We start from the raw sequence: 15,047 nt of genomic DNA on the forward strand, positions 1-15,047 counted from the left end.
TCGAACAGCCCGACGCGCAGGCCGCGGCGTGCCAGCGCGAGCGCGGCCGACGCGCCGACGAGGCCGCCGCCGACGATCGCGACGTCGTAATGACGGGCATCACTCATCGCGTGCCTCGTCGGGAATCGCCGCGACGTCGTCGCCCGCGAGCGCGGCCGAGATCGGGAACGGCTTCACCGGCGGTTGCGCGCGCAACCGGCCGACATCGGCGAGCGGGCGGCCGGTTTCGGCGGCCAGCACGAGCGCGGCCGCGTCGCCGCACATGCGGCCCTGGCAGCGGCCCATCCCGACGCGTGTCAGCGCCTTCAGACGGTTGAGTTCGGTCGCCGCGCCGGCGCGGATGCAGCGCCGCAGCGTGCCCGCGTCGATCTCCTCGCAGCGGCACACGATCGTGTCGTCGGGGCAGCGCGCGACCAGCCCGTCGGGCGGTGCAAACGCCGCTTCGAGGCCCGCGCGGAATGCGCCGACGCGCGCGAGCGTGCGTTCCAGCGTCGCCGCATCGGGTTTGCCGGACGGCGATGGCGACGGCGTCGCGATGCCGGCATCATCGAGCAGTGCGAGCGCCGCGCGGCGGCCCGACGCTTCGGCTGCGTCGGCACCGGCGATGCCCGCACCGTCGCCCGCGACGTAGATGCCGCGCACCGACGTGCGGCCGGCCGCGTCGCGCTCGGGCAGCCACGCGCGATTGACCGGATCGAAACCGAACCGGCAGCCGGCGAGATCCGCGAGCTGCGTTTCCGAACGCAGGCCGAAGCCGAGACCGAGCGCATCGCAGTCGAGCACATGCAGCTGTGCATCGTCACCGGCCGCGCGCCATGCGAGCCCCGTCACATGCTGTTCGCCGAGCACGCGTTCGAGCGTGACGCCCGTTTCGATCGCCACGCCGTGCGCGCGCAGCCAGCCGATGTAATAGAGCCCTTTCGCGAAGGTCGACGGCATGCGCAGCAGCGCGGGCGCGGCGGCGGCCTGGCGGCGCAGCGGGCTCGTGTCGAGCACGGCCGCGACCTGCGCGCCGGCCTTCGCGTACTGGTACGCGACGAGGTAAAGCAGCGGCCCCGTGCCGGCGAACACGATGCGCCGGCCGATCGCGCAGCCCTGCGCCTTCAATGCGACCTGCGCGCCGCCGAGCGTATAGACGCCCGCGAGCGTCCAGCCGGGCACGGGCAGCATGCGGTCGGTCGCGCCGCTCGCGACGATCAGGTGCGAGTAGGGCACGGTCACTTCGTGGCCGTCCTGCAGCGTATCGACGCGGCCCGCGCCGCACGCCCACGCAAGCGTGTCCGGCCGGTAGTCGACGTGCGGCAGCAGCGCGGCCATCGTCCGGTGCACGGCGTCGGCTTTCGCGGCCTCGAAACCGTACAGCGTGCGCTTGCCGCGTGCGAACGCGCCGCCGGCCGGCGGTTGCCGGTAGATCTGCCCGCCCCAGCGTGCGTTCTCGTCGATCACGACCGGGCGCAGCCCCGCGTCGACCAGCGCCTCTGCAGCGCGCACGCCGGCCGGGCCCGCGCCGACGATCACCGGTTGCAGTGCGGCGGTCATTGCGTGTCTCCGGTCGAGGCCGGCTGCGCGCCGGTGAGAATTCGCATGCCTTCGGCGATGGGCGTCGAGCACGCGCGCAAGCGCGCGCCGGCCTCGGTGCGCACCCAGCAGTCCTGGCATGCGCCGATCAGGCAGAAGCCCGCGCGCGGCAGGCCGCTGAATTCGCTGACGCGCACGCGGCGCTGCGCGACGAGAATCGCGGTGAGCACGGTGTCGCCGGCGAGCGCGTGCGCGGGGCGGCCGTCGAGCGTGAACGCAACGGCGGCGCGCTCGCGCTCGGCGACGCGCACGAACTGCGCGCCGTCGGCCGGGTCGATGGGGGAACGGGAAACGGGAGTCGACATCAGTGTTGGCCGATCAGGATGCGGTTCAGGCCGTACACGCGATCGAGCAGCAGCATCGCGCCGGCGGTGATGAAGATGACGAGCGCCGACACCGACGCCATCATCGGGTCGATCGACTCGGTCGCGTACATGTACATGCGCACGGGCAGCGTGACCGTCTGCGGCGACGTGACGAAGATCGACATCGTCAGCTCGTCGAAGCTGTTGATGAACGCGAGCAGCCAGCCGCCCGTGATGCCGGGCACGATCATCGGCAGCGTGATGCGGCGGAACGTCGTCCACGGGTCCGCGCCGAGCGAGCACGCGGCCTGCTCGATGCTGCGGTCGAGGCCCGCGACGGACGCGAGCACGAGCCGCATCACGAACGGCGTGATGACGATCATGTGCGCGAGCACGAGCCACGCGAACGAGCCGGTCGCGCCGATCAGCGCGAAGAAGCGCAGCAGCGCGATGCCGAGCACGAGGCCGGGGATCACGAGCGGCGACAGCAGCAGGCCGTTCAGGAACGCGCGGCCGGGAAACGCCGCGCGGCCGATGGCGAGGCCCGCCGGCAGCGCGATCGCGAGCGACAGCGTCGCCGATGCAAACGCGAGCTTCACGCTGTTGAAGAACGCGGTGACGAAGTCGGGATAGTCGAGGATCGCGCGGAACCAGCGCAGCGACAGCCCGTGGGTCGGCAACGTCAGCGTTTCGTCGGGGGTGAACGCAACCAGCACGACGATCGCGAGCGGCGCGAGCACGAACAGGATCACGAGCGTGTGGAACGCAAGGGCGAAGGGGCCGTTCTTTCTCATCGCGATGCGCCTCCGAGGCTGCGCGCGTAGCGGCGTTCGAGCACGCGGTAGTAAGTGAGCATCACGACGAGGTTCGCGACCAGCAGCAACACCGCGATCGTCGCGCCGAGCGGCCAGTTCAGCGAGCCGAGGAATTCGTCGTAGACGGCCGTGGCCGCGACCTTCAGCCGGCGTCCGCCGAGCAGGCCGGGAATCGCGAACGCGCTCGCCGACAGCCCGAACACCATCAGGCTGCCCGACAGCACGCCGGGCATCAGCTGCGGTAGCACGATGCGGCGCAGCGTCGTGAACGGCGACGCGCCGAGCGACAGCGCCGCGTGCTCGGTCTGCGGATCGAGCCGTTGCAGCGCGGTCCACACCGGAATCACCATGAACGGCAGCATCACGTGCACCAGCGCGATCACGATCGCGAAGGTCGTGTATTCGAGCTTGAAGGGCCCGAGGCCGACGAGCCCGAACGCCTGGTTCACGAGCCCGCTCGTGTTCAGCAGCATGCTCCAGCCGAACGCGCGCACGACGACCGACACGAGCAGCGGCGCGAGGATCGCGAGCAGGAACAGCGAGCGCCACGGGTCGCGCATCTTCGACAGCACGTACGCTTCCGGCGTGCCGATCGCGACGCAGATCGCGGTCGTCAGCGCGGCGATCCCGAACGTGCGCGCGAAGATCGTGTGGAAGTACGACGAGCCGAGCACTTCCGCGTAATTGCCGAACTGGAACGCGGCGATCGGGCCGGTGGCCGGGTCGTAGCGGTAGACCGTCAGCATGAGCGTCATCGCGAGCGGCACGAGCACGAGCGCGGCGAACAGCGCGAACGCGGGTGCGCACATCAGCCACAGCGGCGCATGCGCGCGCCATGTCGCGCGTTTCGTGTGCCCGGTGGCGGCAGGGGCCGGCACGGTGTCGGGCGCGGCCGGCCGCGCGAGGCCGGCCGTTGCGCCGTCGGTGGGCAGCGGGCGGGAAGGCTGTCGCATTCAGGCCTCCCGGCGCATCACGCGCACCGCATCGCTGTGCCAGTCGATGCCGACCGGCGCGCCTTCCGCGAGCGGCTCCGCGCCTTCGTTCTGGCAGCACACCAGCACTTCGCCGAGTGCGCTGTCGACGCGGTACAGCCACTGGCTGCCGAGGAAGAAGCGGCTCGTCACCGTCGCGGCGAAGCGGCCGGCATCGGGTGCGCACAGCCGCAGCTTCTCGGGACGGATGCAGACCGATACGGCATCGCCGACGCGCACGTCGCGTTCGCGCGGCGGCAGGTGCGCGGTGCGGCCCGTCTCGGCAAGATCGTGTCCGAGGTCGATGCGGATCGCGTCGCCGTCGTGCGCGACGATCGTGCCGGGCAGCAGGTTCGCCTTGCCGATGAACTGCGACACGAAGCGGTTTTCCGGGCGCTCGTACGCGCGGTACGGCGTGTCGGTCTGCGTGATGCGACCGGCTTCCATCACGACCACGCGGTCGCTGATCGACAGCGCTTCCGATTGATCGTGCGTGACCATGATCGTCGTCGTGCCGATCTTGCGCTGGATCGCGCGCAGCTCGAACTGCATGTCCTCGCGCAGCTTCGCGTCGAGGTTCGACATCGGTTCGTCGAGCAGCAGCACCGGCGGCTCGATCACGACCGCGCGCGCGATCGCGACGCGCTGCCGCTGGCCGCCCGACAGCTCGCGCGGAAAGCGGTGCGCGAGCGCATCGAGGCGCACCAGCGCGAGCGCCGCGCGGATGCGCTCGGCGCGCTCGGCCTTGTCGACGCCGCGCATGTCGAGGCCGAAGCCGACGTTCTCCGCGACGCTCATGTGCGGAAACAGCGCATAGCTCTGGAACACGATGCCGAGCCCGCGGCGGTTCGGCTTCAGGTGCGTGATGTCCTGCCCGTCGAGCGCGATGCGGCCGCGCGTGACGTCGACGAAGCCGGCGATCATCTGCAGCGTCGTGGTCTTGCCGCAGCCCGACGGCCCGAGCAGCGACACGAATTCGCCTTGTTCGACCGACAGGTTGACGTCGGCGACGGCGGTGAGGTCGCCGAAGGTTTTCGTCAGATCCGACAGCGTGAGAAACGACATGGGGAGCTCCGGGTTCGCACACCGAGTGGCCGGTGCACCAATGACGCGGACTCTAGCCAGCCATATTTCGGCGCGTCAATTTCGAATTCTGATCAACGGGATGAATTTCAGAAAAATTCCGATGATCGGAATGGATCGACGAATCGCATGCAAATCGTTCCGTTGAATGAAGGGTGACCGGACCGCGAAATGCACGCGTCAATCCCGTGCACACCCGGATGCCCGGCGAATTTCGGCCGGACGACAATGGCGGCTGACGTATTCCGTTCAATGAAATTGTTGAGGAGAGCCGGCATGCAGGAACCCCTTTCGTCCGGAATGCGCGGCACGCCCGCCGCGCGCGCACCCGGCGCCGACGAGGACGCCGATCCGGCCGGCGCGCCGGGCACCGGCATGCTGCAGCGCGCGTTCGCGATCCTGCGCGCGCTGGCCGGCATGCAGCAGGACGGCGTGCGCGTCACGCACCTCGCGAAGGCCGTCGGCCTCACGCAGGGCACCGCGCACCGGATCCTGCAGTCGCTGATCGCCGAAGGGATGGTCGAGCAGGACGAGCAGTCGAAGCTGTACCGGCTGAGCGTTGATTTCTTCGCGCTCGCCGCGCTGGCCGGCAACCCGAGCAGCATGCGCACGCTGTGCCGCCCCGCGCTGCTGCGGCTGTGCGCAAGCCTCGGCGAAACCATCTTCCTGCTCGTGAAGAGCGGCTTCGACGCGGTGTGTCTCGACCTGTGCGAAGGGCCGTTCCCGATCCGCTCGTTCACCGGCGATATCGGCGGGCGCATCGCGCTCGGCGTCGGGCAGGGCAGCCTCGCGATCCTCGCGTTCCTGCCGGAAGCCGAACGCGAGGAAGTGATCCGCTTCAACGTGCCGCGCATTCGCGGCTATGGCGTGCTTGACGAGGTGTACCTGCGCACCGAGATCGAACGCGTGCGGCAGCTCGGCTACGCGGGCCGCAACAGCGGCGTGCTCGACGGCATGGCCGGCGTCGCGGTGCCGATTCTCGATCGCACCGGTTATCCGGTCGGCGCGCTGAGCGTCGGCACGCTCGCGTCGCGCCTCGGCGACGACCGGATGCCGATGGTCGTCGAACTGCTGCGACGTCAGGCCGACGCGATCGGGCCGCGCACCAACCCGTTCGACGCCGCGCTGCGCCGGCCGATGCACGGGCTCTCAGGGAAAACCGCATAGGCGCGGCGCGCGCGCCGTTCCGTCAGCTTGCTTACGCGAGCCATTCACGTCTGAGCAAATCGGGCCCCGTCCAGCGGGCCTGTTCACTTTCGTTTGTCTTGCGGGGTCGCATAGGCCCCGCGCGTTTCCCCTCCATTCGATTTTCAACTGCTGGCCAGTTGAACATTTCATTTCTTGATGTGATTGCGGCTGGATACCATCCAGCGACTGTCTAGACAACTCGATGCAACGCGATCGGGATGCATGGCAGGACCAACAAAACACAACACGACATCAATGAGCAGGTTTGGAGCGGAGACGACGGAGATGATGCAAATGAAGGGTGGAAAGACGTGCGCCGCAAGCGTGGGCGCCGCGATCGCGATGCTGTTTGCCGGCGCCGCGCATGCGCAGTCGACGGTGACGCTGTACGGCATCGTCGACGCGGGCGTGACCTACACGAACAACGCGAAGGGCCATGCGCTGTGGCAGTTCACGGGCGGCAACGAATCGGGCCCGCGCTGGGGCTTGATCGGCTCCGAGGATCTCGGCGGTGGCCTGAAGGCGAACTTTCGGCTCGAGAACGGCTTCAACGTCGCGAACGGCGCGCTCGGCCAGGGCGGCCGGATGTTCGGCCGCTCGGCGTGGGTTGGCCTGAGCGGCGCGAACTGGGGCGCGGTGACGCTCGGCCGCCAGTACAACTCGACGCAGGACATCCTCGGCTCGCTGCAGATGAGCAGCTTCCTCGTGCAGAACTCGACGCACCCGTTCGACAACGACGACATCAACAACACGTTCCGTCTCAACAACGCGGTCAAGTACGTGTCGCCGACGATCGCGGGGCTGCAGGCGAACCTGGTGTACGGCTTCTCGAACTCGACCGGCTTCGCGAACGACAACAGCTGGAGCGCGGGTGTCACGTACGCGAACGGGCCGCTCAATGCAGGCGCCGCGTATGCGCGCGTGAATCATCCGGCGAGCAGCGCCGCGGGCGCCGTCGCCTCCGACAACTACTACCCGTCGTCGGCGTCGGTGTTCGGCGCGAGCCTGTCGAGCGCGGTGCGCCAGCAGATCTGGGGCGCGGGCGGCAGCTACGCGATCGGGCAGGCGACGCTCGGGCTGCTGTACACCGGCTCGAACTTCGGTCAGGTGACGGGCGGCGCGCTGCGCTTCAACAACTACGAAGGCAGCCTGCGCTACATGGTGACGCCCGCGCTGATGGCCGCGGCCGGCTACACGTATACGAAGGTCGCGCGCGGCGGCGACAGCGGCCACTACCAGCAGGTGTCGGCCGGCGTGCAGTACCTGCTGTCCAAGCGCACCGACGTGTACGTGAACGGCTTCTACCAAAAGGCGTCGTCGTCGGTCGGCACGGCGTGGATCGACGGCACCGACAGCCCGTCGTCGACGACGTCGCAAGTGGCGGTGGTGGTCGGCATCCGCCAGAAGTTCTGATGTCCTGATGCGCACGCGCGTCTTCCGGAGGAGGCTCACATGAAATTCAAACTGTTGCTGGCGTCGTTGCCGTTCGTCGGGATGTATACGGGCGGCTCGATCGCCGAGGTGCGGCCGCTGTTGTTCGGGCTGCCGTTCCTGCTTGTCTGGAACCTGATCTGGATGGCGGCGACGGCCGCGATCCTCGCGATCCTGTTCCATCTCGACGAGCGCGACGCGGCCCGTGACGGCCGCACGGGAGACGCGCAATGAACGCATCGATCATCATCATCGCGGCGTTCGCCGTGTTCGCGCTCGCGATCGGCGTGATGGCGCGTCGTGGCCGCAAGCTCACGCTCGAACAGTGGGCGGTCGGCGGGCGCGGCTTCGGCTCGCTGCTCACGTTCCTGCTGATGGCCGGCGAGGCGTTTTCGACGTTCTCGTTCCTCGGTGCGAGCGGCTGGACCTACAGCAAGGGCGTGCCGGCGTTCTACATCCTGTCGTACGGCTGCCTCGCGTTCGTGATCGGCTACTGGATGCTGCCGGCGGTGTGGCGCTACGCGAAGGAGCGCGGCCTCGTGTCGTTCGCCGATTATTTCGCGGCGAAGTACGACAGCCGCGCGATCGGCGTGCTGGTGTCGCTCGTCGCGGTGTTCGCGATGGTGTCGCTGCTGATGATCCAGTTGCGCGGGCTCGGCGTGATCGTGTCGGAGATGTCGTACGGGCTGATTCCGCAGGCCGCCGCGATCTGGATCGCCGCGACGCTGATGGCCGTCTACATGGTCGTGTCGGGCATCCACGGGTCGGCGAGCATCGCGATCTTCAAGGACGTGCTGATCCTCGCGATCGCGATCTTCCTCGGCCTGTACCTGCCGATGCATTATTACGGCGGCCTCGGCGCGATGTTCGCGAAGCTCGACGCCGCGCATCCCGAACTCCTGCGCATGCCCGAGCATGGTTTCAACCTGAGCTGGTACAACTCGACGATCCTGCTCACGTCGCTCGGTTATTACCTGTATCCGCACGGCTTCACCGCGATCTACGTTGCGAAGGACGAGCGCGCGCTGCGCCGCAACGTGATCCTGATGCCGCTGTACCAGGTGCTGATCGCGTTCCTGTTCCTCGTCGGCTTCGCGGCTGTGATGACCGTGCACGGGCTCGAAGGCGCGCAGACCGATCTCGCGCTGCTGCGGCTCGTGAAGCAGACCTTCCCCGCGTGGTTCGTCGGCATCGTCGGCGGCACGGGCTTGCTGACCGCGCTGGTGCCGGGCTCGCTGATCATGCTGAACGCGTCGACGACGATCGCACGCAACATCTACCGCGAAGGCTTCGCGCCGAACGCGACCGACCGCGAAGTGACGCGCGTCGCGCGAATCGCGTTGCCGATCTTCACGCTGGTGGTTGTCTACTTCGTGCTGCGCGGTGGCGCGACCTTCGTCACGCTCGCGATCTTCTCGTCGAGCCTGCTCACGCAGCTCGTGCCGATGCTCGCGTCGAGCTTCCTGAAGCGGCCGTTCGGCACGCGTGAAGGCGCGTTCGCGGGCATCGTCGCCGGTGCGATCGTGATCGCGATGACGAACTACTACGGCGTGACGCTTGCGTCGCTGTTCCCCGGCGCGTCGAACACGCTGACGTCGATCAACCCCGGGCTCGTCGCGCTCGCGGTGAACGCGGTGGTGTTCATCGCGATCAGCGCGGTGCAGCGCAAGCTGAAGGCCCGTGTCGCGGCGCCGGTCGGTTCCGCGTGACAGCTGCTTTGTCATGACGATAGCGAGCCGCCGGGCACTCAACCGGCGGCTTTGCCGTTCGACGGCGTCATGACCCTCCCGAATCACAACAGGACAATACGCGATGACTACCGAGGTAAAACGCGAGGACCAGCGCGAAGCGATCGACATCCTGATCGCGAACGGCTGCGTGATCACGATGGACCCGCAGCGGCGCGTGATCGACAACGGCGCGGTTGCCGTGAAGGGCGATCGCATCGTCGCCGTGGGCGGCACCGATGAACTGCAGGCGCGCTATCGCGCCGCGCGCACGATCGACGCGCGCCGCAAGGCCGTGCTGCCGGGGCTGATCGACGCGCATGCGCACGCGGGCCACGCGATGCTGCGCACGATCGGCGGCGCGGACGGCGATGCGTGGTCGGCCGCGGCCGAGACGATCTACACGCGCGCATCGGACGAGGCGTTCTGGGAGACCGAATCGCATCTCGCCGCGCTCGAACGGCTGAAGGCCGGCGTGACGACGGGCGTGTCGTTGCTCGGCGGCGGCAACTCGATCATGCGCGTCGACGATCCGGTGTACGCGCGGCGCCATTGCGACGCGGTCGTGCGTACCGGCACGCGCTCGATCGTCGCGGTCGGCCCGTCGCGTCCGCCCGCGCCGCGTGCGTACACGCGCCACACACCGGACGGCAGCGACACGCGCGACATCGATTTCGACACGATGTACGACGTGTGCAAGAACATCATCGACGCATGCCACGGCGACGCCGGCGGCCGGATCCGGATCGCGCTCACGCTGCCCGTGTACGGCCCCGAGCACGACCCGGAACTCGCGCAGTACGAGCGTGACTTTCGCGATCAGGCCGCGCGCTACGGCGCGCTGGCGCGCGAGCGCGAGCTGACGTTTACGCAGGACGGCCACCGCGCCGGCACGCTCGCGTTCGCGCATCGCGAGCTCGGGCTGCTCGGCCCGACGTCGTTCATGTCGCACAGCATCGACCTGACCGACGACGATATCGCCGCCTGCGTGGAGACGGGCACCGCGATCGTCCACAACCCGAGCGCGATCATGTCGATCATCGGGCGCTGCCCGGTGCCCGAACTGATCGATGCGGGCGTGACGGTGGCGATCGCGTCGGACGGCGCGGCGCCCGATCGCGGCTACGACATGTTCCGCCACATGTGGCAGTGCATGCATTACCACCGTCGGCATTTCCGCGACCCGGACGTGCTGCCGCACGGCAAGGTGCTGGAGATGGTGACGATCGACGCGGCGAAGGCGCTGTCGATCGATCACGAAGTCGGCTCGCTCGAAGCCGGCAAGTTCGCCGACGTCATCCTCGTCGACCTGTTCCGGCCGCACATGATGCCGATGAACATGCCCGTGTATCGCGTCACGTGTTTCGCGAACGCGGCCGACGTGTGCATGACGATGGTCGGCGGGCGCGTGCTGATGGAAGATCGGAAGGTGCTGTCGGTCGACGAGAACGCAATTCTCGAGCGGGTGAACGAAGTCGCGGAACGCGTGATTGAACGCAGCGGGTTGCATCATCTGCTCGACGAGCCGGCGACGCTGTGGGGGCGCAGTCACTATTGAGTGACTGTCGCGCTGACGGCGGTTCACGTAGCGCAATCCGGCAAGGCCGGCCCCGATCGGGGCTGGCCTTTTTCGATTCCGGGTCTTTCGTCAACCAGTGATCGTCGCAGTCGGGCGCACGACGATCTCGTTCACGTCGACGTCGGCGGGCTGGGCGATCGCATACGCGATTGCCGCAGCGATCGCGTCCGGTTCGAGCGCGATACTGCGGTACGTCGCCATCGCGTCCGCGGCGACCGGGTCCGTGATGGTGTCGGCCAGCTCCGACGTGACGACGCCCGGACAAATGCTCGTGACGCGCAGCTTGTCGTTCTCCTGCCGCAGGCCATCGGAGATCGCGCGCACCGCATACTTCGTCGCGCAATAGACGGCGGCGGTCGGCGACACCCGCAACCCGCCGATCGACGATACGTTGACGATCTGGCCGAAACCCTGGCGATTCATCACCGGCAGCACGGCCGCGATGCCGTACAGCACGCCCTTGATGTTGACGTCGACCATGCGGTCCCATTCGTCGACTTTCAGCGACGCCATCAGCGACAGCGGCATGACGCCCGCATTGTTGACGATGACGTCGATACGTCCATACTCGGCGAGCGCGGCTTCGACGAAGGCGACGCTGTCGTCGCGACGCGTCACGTCGAGCGGGCGCCACGCTGCGGTGCCGCCCTTGGCACGAATGTCGCCGGCGAGGGTAGCAAGACGTTCGGTGCGACGCGCGCCGAGCATGAGCCGGGCGCCGCGGGCGCCCAGATAGCGGGCGGTGGCGTCGCCGATGCCGCTGCTCGCGCCCGTGATCAGGACCACTTTCTGTTCGATGTTGTGGCTGGACATATCCGTTCCTCGGTTCAGGTGAAGAACCGACAGCATCGCGCGGAAGGGGCGGCGGCCGATATCTTGCAAGTCCGCATTTCTTGCACGATTCTCCGAAAATGCAGCGGCTGCGATGCCGGTCACGATCGGATATGCGACACTCGAACCATGGAAAAAATCGCTGATCTCGCGGCGCTGATCGCGCGCCATGCGCCTGCGGACGGCGCGGTCGACACAGCAATTGAGGGTCTGGGCCTGCTGCGCTCGTCGGCCACGACGGAACCCGTGCATACGCTCTACGAACCGTCCTGCTGCATCGTCGCGCAAGGGCGCAAGCGTGCGGTGGTCGGCGGCCGCGCGTATCAGTACGATCCGTCGAACTACCTGATCGTCGGCCTGGATTTGCCGGTGATCGGTGCGGTGATCGAGGCCAGCGCGCACAAGCCGTATCTCAGCGTGCGATTGCCGCTGAATCGTCAGGCGCTCGCCGACATGCTCATGCACGATTCAGCGAAGCCCGATCGCGGCGCGGAGCGCGCTTCGCCCGCGATCGTCGTGGAAGCCGCGACGCCGCACCTGATCGACGCGGCAACGCGGCTGCTGCATCTGCTCGACGCACCGGACGACGTGCCCGCGCTCGCGCCGCTGATCGAGCGCGAGATTCTCTATCGCCTGTTGCGCGGGCCGCATGCCGGCATGTTGCATCAGATTGCGTATCAGACCGGCCGTATCAGCCGGATTCAGCGAGCGATCGTGTTCATTCGCCAGCACTTCACCGAAGATTTCGCCATCGACGAACTCGCCGCGCTCGCGGACATGAGCGTGTCGAATTTCCACGCGCAATTCAAGGCGGCCACGCACATGAGCCCGCTGCGTTTTCGTGCGCAGATCCGTTTGCAGGAGGCGCGCCGTCTGATGCTGGCGGAAGGACTGGGTGCGGCGGAAGCCGGGTATCGTGTCGGCTACGAAAGCCCGTCGCAATTCAGCAGGGAGTACGGGCGGCTGTTCAACGCGCCACCCAAGCGCGACGCAGAAAAACGAAAGGCCTTGGCGCTCGCTTGACGATCAGGACGCACCGAAGCACGGGCGCAAGATGACGAGGTGGCACGTCGTCATCAACGTACGGAAACATTGCCGATGGTTGGCCGTCGGCGGACATGCTAGGATTTCCACCAAACAACTCCGGAGACTGCTATGCCGTTCATCTGCGAAAACGTTGAATGTCGTGCCGTGCTGGCTCGCGGTCAGGTCAGGTCCAGGCAGGACGACGACGGGTGGTGCTTCTACTGCCCCGACTGCAATGCCAGAAACGAGTTGAAGGATGTCGGCGCACCCGGCGGTCCGGTCGAGCTGGTTCAGCCGGAACGATCCGATCTGCCGCACAAGGTGATCGCAACTGCCCGACCATTGGAGGACGGCAGATACGCCGCGCAATTGCGCGTTCAGCGGGCGCTCGGTGTGAAGGGAACGTACGCGGCCGAAGAGCACTGGGAGCAGCTCGGTGTATTCCCCGACGCGCAGGAAGCCGTCGCGCATGCGAAGTCGTTCGCCACCAACCTGCTGGAACGCACGGCCTAGCCGCTTACACCATAACGGGTGTTGCGCGGATCGATACGGGCGGCCCACGACCGTGGGTCCGCGCGACAACCGGGTGCCGTGCGGCGTGCGCAAAGGAATACCGCGTCACACCGAATCTCCAGCCAGACGAGATGTGACTGGCCTGAATTCGATCAGCGTCGATTCACGCAGCACCACCGGCAGTGAGCTTGACGAAGAGTCGGGCCGCTTCATTTTCATTGGACAACGCGCGCAGTGCGAGGGCGAGCGCCAGCTGGGCGTCGTGCGAGGCCGCGCTGCGATCCTGGTCGAACAGCTTGACCGCGTGACGCATGTGCTGCGCCGCCTGCGTGTGAAGCTCGACGGCCGCCGCATGAAGCTTGGCCACGTCCGCGGCACTTGCGCTCGAGCCGGATGACGAAGGCGTGGTGGATGGCGAATTGGCGCCGTGCGCGCCGGCGTCGTGTGCCTGATCGATCGCATGCAGCGTGTGACCATGGGCGATCATCGCCTGATGGGCGGCGTGGGCAAAGTCCTTGCCGTCCTCGAAATGCCGCGATGCCTCGCGGTGATATCGCGCGGCCTGCTCGTGGTGCGACGCCGCGGCTTCGAGATGACCTTTCTTGCTGTGCTTCGTGTTCATGCCGGCTCCCATGCAACTTCAGGATTGACTCGGATGGCGACCGATTCGAAGACACAGCGACGGGTCGCAGCGAGGTCCTAATCTACACGCACTCGCGCGTTGTGTGGCATTTACGTGTCGCCGGACATCGGCATCGCATTCGGATTCGGCCACGAGCCGCCTTGCACATGCGTCGTTGGCCGGACGTTCACGCGTCGGTCTCGTAAAACAGACCGTATTCCCCCGTCGTTCGCTTGATTCGCGCGAAACCGAGTTCGCCCAGATGCATGCCGGCGATCAGAAGTCCGTCGGAACTGACCCGGTCCAACAGCCGCGAGCGTGTGGTGGCTGCCAGCGACGGATCTTGATCGAATGCGATCGATACATCTGGCCGTTTGATCTGGATGTGAGGGAAATGAACGACATCCCCCCACACGAGCAGGCCGCGATCGCCGGATTCGACGAGATAGCCGGTGTGCCCGTCCGTGTGTCCCGGTAGCGACATCGCCATGATGCCGGGCAGCACTTCGCCGTCATCGAATGTACGGAGCCTGTCGCGGTAGCCGTCGAATACCTGGCGCGCGATCAGGAAGTTGCCGCGGGCCCGCTCGCCGGCACGGCTCAGATTTCCGTCGTCCTGCCAGAACTTGACCTCGCGTTGATGTGCTACGAGCTCCGCATTCGGAAAGGCCACTTGTCCGGCCGTATTCACCAGCCCGCCGACATGGTCGGGATGCGCGTGCGTGAGCAGGATCGTGTCGATCGTGGACGGCTCGATGCCGGCAAGCAACAAGTTGGTCTGCAGGCGGCCGCCCCATTGCTTGAACCCGCCGGCCCCACCGTCGATGAGAATCGTGCGGCCTGCGCCGCGTACCACGTAGCAGTTGATATGCACCGCGGCGGGCTCGTTCTGCCCGGCGTCGCGCTGCATTCTGGAAGCGTCGGGCGCGTCGAGGTTCGACAGGAAGTCGAGGCTGGCGGTGAGGTAACCGTCGCTGATCGCGGTGATCGTGAAATCGCCGGCTTGCTGACTGGGAAAGGTAGCGGTGGACACAATGATTCTCCGGACCGATTAATTTCGGGCGTGAATGTTCGACGCGGCATGACCGAAACAACGGATGCGCGCGGTGAGACCGGTGCAGCGGACGATGGCGTTTTCCAGCGCTTCCATGAACCGGTCCATTACCGCGGGTGTGCGAAACGTCTCGACGCGATACTGGACTTCCGCGAAGACGGGATGGCCGTGCCCATGCCGAACCTCGACAAAGATGACGTGAACGTTCTTGAGTGTCGCTTCAAGGACGCGCGTGCAGAGTTCGACGCAGTCGCCGGACAGCTCGGCAAGCCGCTCGTCCGACGGCATTTGCCCCGCAGGGATATGGATGGTGACGTTGGGCAT

At 67.1% G+C, this 15,047-nt stretch carries 17 protein-coding genes; 7 read left to right on the plus strand and 10 right to left on the minus strand.

The features are described 5' to 3' along the window. From VL15_RS41860 to VL15_RS09620, 6 genes are all read right to left on the minus strand, one after another. The coding region (locus VL15_RS41860; RefSeq protein ID WP_155420180.1) for an FAD-dependent oxidoreductase at positions 1 to 107 on the minus strand (107 nt) is incomplete at its 3' end. Then, on the minus strand, positions 100 to 1,539 hold the full coding sequence (locus VL15_RS09600; RefSeq protein ID WP_048245243.1) for an NAD(P)/FAD-dependent oxidoreductase: 1,440 nt from the start codon (positions 1,537 to 1,539) through the stop codon (positions 100 to 102). The genes VL15_RS09600 and VL15_RS41860, both read right to left, overlap by 8 nt. After that, the gene (locus VL15_RS09605; protein ID WP_048245244.1) at positions 1,536 to 1,883 is read right to left on the minus strand and encodes a (2Fe-2S)-binding protein; all 348 of its coding nucleotides are present in this window, start codon (positions 1,881 to 1,883) and stop codon (positions 1,536 to 1,538) included. The genes VL15_RS09600 and VL15_RS09605 overlap by 4 nt, the downstream gene beginning before the upstream one ends. Continuing rightward, positions 1,883 to 2,677: an ABC transporter permease gene (locus tag VL15_RS09610; protein WP_048245245.1), complete on the minus strand. Its 795-nt coding sequence runs from the start codon at positions 2,675 to 2,677 to the stop codon at positions 1,883 to 1,885. Before VL15_RS09610 ends, VL15_RS09605 begins: the two co-directional genes overlap by 1 nt. Next, a complete protein-coding gene (locus tag VL15_RS09615; RefSeq protein WP_048245246.1) occupies positions 2,674 to 3,651 on the minus strand; it encodes an ABC transporter permease in 978 nt (325 codons plus the stop codon). Before VL15_RS09615 ends, VL15_RS09610 begins: the two co-directional genes overlap by 4 nt. Further along, on the minus strand, positions 3,652 to 4,734 hold the full coding sequence (locus VL15_RS09620) for an ABC transporter ATP-binding protein (RefSeq protein WP_048245247.1): 1,083 nt from the start codon (positions 4,732 to 4,734) through the stop codon (positions 3,652 to 3,654). Positions 4,735 to 5,028: 294 nt separating this feature from the next. On the opposite strand from VL15_RS09620, the gene VL15_RS09625 reads away from it, so the two are divergent. From VL15_RS09625 to VL15_RS09645, 5 genes are all read left to right on the plus strand, one after another. Next, positions 5,029 to 5,919 (plus strand): IclR family transcriptional regulator, encoded by an 891-nt coding sequence (locus tag VL15_RS09625; protein WP_048245248.1) that lies wholly within the window; start codon positions 5,029 to 5,031, stop codon positions 5,917 to 5,919. 306 nt (positions 5,920 to 6,225) lie between these two features. After that, on the plus strand, positions 6,226 to 7,353 hold the full coding sequence (locus VL15_RS09630) for a porin (RefSeq protein ID WP_080970775.1): 1,128 nt from the start codon (positions 6,226 to 6,228) through the stop codon (positions 7,351 to 7,353). Between the two features lie 39 nt (positions 7,354 to 7,392). Continuing rightward, positions 7,393 to 7,605, plus strand: coding sequence for a DUF3311 domain-containing protein (locus VL15_RS09635; protein ID WP_048245249.1), 213 nt, complete (start codon positions 7,393 to 7,395; stop codon positions 7,603 to 7,605). Continuing rightward, the gene (locus VL15_RS09640) at positions 7,602 to 9,080 is read left to right on the plus strand and encodes a sodium:solute symporter family protein (protein WP_048245250.1); all 1,479 of its coding nucleotides are present in this window, start codon (positions 7,602 to 7,604) and stop codon (positions 9,078 to 9,080) included. Before VL15_RS09635 ends, VL15_RS09640 begins: the two co-directional genes overlap by 4 nt. 103 nt (positions 9,081 to 9,183) lie before the next feature. Beyond that, positions 9,184 to 10,656: an amidohydrolase family protein gene (locus VL15_RS09645; RefSeq protein WP_048245251.1), complete on the plus strand. Its 1,473-nt coding sequence runs from the start codon at positions 9,184 to 9,186 to the stop codon at positions 10,654 to 10,656. Between the two features lie 90 nt (positions 10,657 to 10,746). Here the strand turns inward: VL15_RS09645 and VL15_RS09650 are convergent, their stop codons facing one another. Then, positions 10,747 to 11,760 (minus strand): SDR family oxidoreductase, encoded by a 1,014-nt coding sequence (locus VL15_RS09650; RefSeq protein ID WP_419188656.1) that lies wholly within the window; start codon positions 11,758 to 11,760, stop codon positions 10,747 to 10,749. Between VL15_RS09650 and VL15_RS09655 the strand changes: the two genes are divergently transcribed. After that, positions 11,755 to 12,531: an AraC family transcriptional regulator gene (locus VL15_RS09655; protein WP_230684412.1), complete on the plus strand. Its 777-nt coding sequence runs from the start codon at positions 11,755 to 11,757 to the stop codon at positions 12,529 to 12,531. The two genes, VL15_RS09650 and VL15_RS09655, sit on opposite strands and share 6 nt — an antisense overlap. Before the next feature lie 132 nt (positions 12,532 to 12,663). Next, positions 12,664 to 13,047 (plus strand): hypothetical protein, encoded by a 384-nt coding sequence (locus tag VL15_RS09660; protein WP_048245254.1) that lies wholly within the window; start codon positions 12,664 to 12,666, stop codon positions 13,045 to 13,047. Between the two features lie 163 nt (positions 13,048 to 13,210). Here the strand turns inward: VL15_RS09660 and VL15_RS41865 are convergent, their stop codons facing one another. The 3 genes from VL15_RS41865 to VL15_RS09675 all read right to left on the minus strand — a co-directional run bounded on the left by VL15_RS41865 (position 13,211) and on the right by VL15_RS09675 (position 15,047). Next, positions 13,211 to 13,669, minus strand: a complete 459-nt coding sequence (locus VL15_RS41865; RefSeq protein ID WP_048245331.1) for a hypothetical protein — start codon at positions 13,667 to 13,669, stop codon at positions 13,211 to 13,213. 187 nt (positions 13,670 to 13,856) lie between these two features. Beyond that, on the minus strand, positions 13,857 to 14,702 hold the full coding sequence (locus VL15_RS09670) for an MBL fold metallo-hydrolase (RefSeq protein WP_048245255.1): 846 nt from the start codon (positions 14,700 to 14,702) through the stop codon (positions 13,857 to 13,859). Positions 14,703 to 14,720: 18 nt separating this feature from the next. After that, entirely contained in the window at positions 14,721 to 15,047 is a 327-nt protein-coding gene (locus tag VL15_RS09675) for a tautomerase family protein (RefSeq protein ID WP_048245256.1), read from the minus strand.

Origin of the sequence: Burkholderia cepacia (assembly GCF_001039005.1) — a bacterium.
GTDB lineage: Bacteria > Pseudomonadota > Gammaproteobacteria > Burkholderiales > Burkholderiaceae > Burkholderia > Burkholderia theae.

Excerpts from the sequence above, each read along its gene's own strand:
- VL15_RS09605 (WP_048245244.1), bottom strand. The coding sequence starts at position 1,883 with ATGTCGACTCCCGTTTCCCGTTCCCCCATCGACCCGGCCGACGGCGCG.
- VL15_RS09645 (WP_048245251.1), top strand. The coding sequence starts at position 9,184 with ATGACTACCGAGGTAAAACGCGAGGACCAGCGCGAAGCGATCGACATC.
- VL15_RS09635 (WP_048245249.1), top strand. The coding sequence starts at position 7,393 with ATGAAATTCAAACTGTTGCTGGCGTCGTTGCCGTTCGTCGGGATGTAT.
- VL15_RS41865 (WP_048245331.1), bottom strand. The coding sequence starts at position 13,669 with ATGAACACGAAGCACAGCAAGAAAGGTCATCTCGAAGCCGCGGCGTCG.
- VL15_RS09640 (WP_048245250.1), top strand. The coding sequence starts at position 7,602 with ATGAACGCATCGATCATCATCATCGCGGCGTTCGCCGTGTTCGCGCTC.
- VL15_RS09675 (WP_048245256.1), bottom strand. The coding sequence starts at position 15,047 with ATGCCCAACGTCACCATCCATATCCCTGCGGGGCAAATGCCGTCGGAC.
- VL15_RS09625 (WP_048245248.1), top strand. The coding sequence starts at position 5,029 with ATGCAGGAACCCCTTTCGTCCGGAATGCGCGGCACGCCCGCCGCGCGC.
- VL15_RS09620 (WP_048245247.1), bottom strand. The coding sequence starts at position 4,734 with ATGTCGTTTCTCACGCTGTCGGATCTGACGAAAACCTTCGGCGACCTC.
- VL15_RS09610 (WP_048245245.1), bottom strand. The coding sequence starts at position 2,677 with ATGAGAAAGAACGGCCCCTTCGCCCTTGCGTTCCACACGCTCGTGATC.
- VL15_RS09660 (WP_048245254.1), top strand. The coding sequence starts at position 12,664 with ATGCCGTTCATCTGCGAAAACGTTGAATGTCGTGCCGTGCTGGCTCGC.
- VL15_RS09630 (WP_080970775.1), top strand. The coding sequence starts at position 6,226 with ATGATGCAAATGAAGGGTGGAAAGACGTGCGCCGCAAGCGTGGGCGCC.
- VL15_RS09615 (WP_048245246.1), bottom strand. The coding sequence starts at position 3,651 with ATGCGACAGCCTTCCCGCCCGCTGCCCACCGACGGCGCAACGGCCGGC.
- VL15_RS09650 (WP_419188656.1), bottom strand. The coding sequence starts at position 11,760 with ATGCACGGGTTCCGTCGTGGCCGACGAGCGCAGCAGGCCCAGACCCTC.
- VL15_RS09600 (WP_048245243.1), bottom strand. The coding sequence starts at position 1,539 with ATGACCGCCGCACTGCAACCGGTGATCGTCGGCGCGGGCCCGGCCGGC.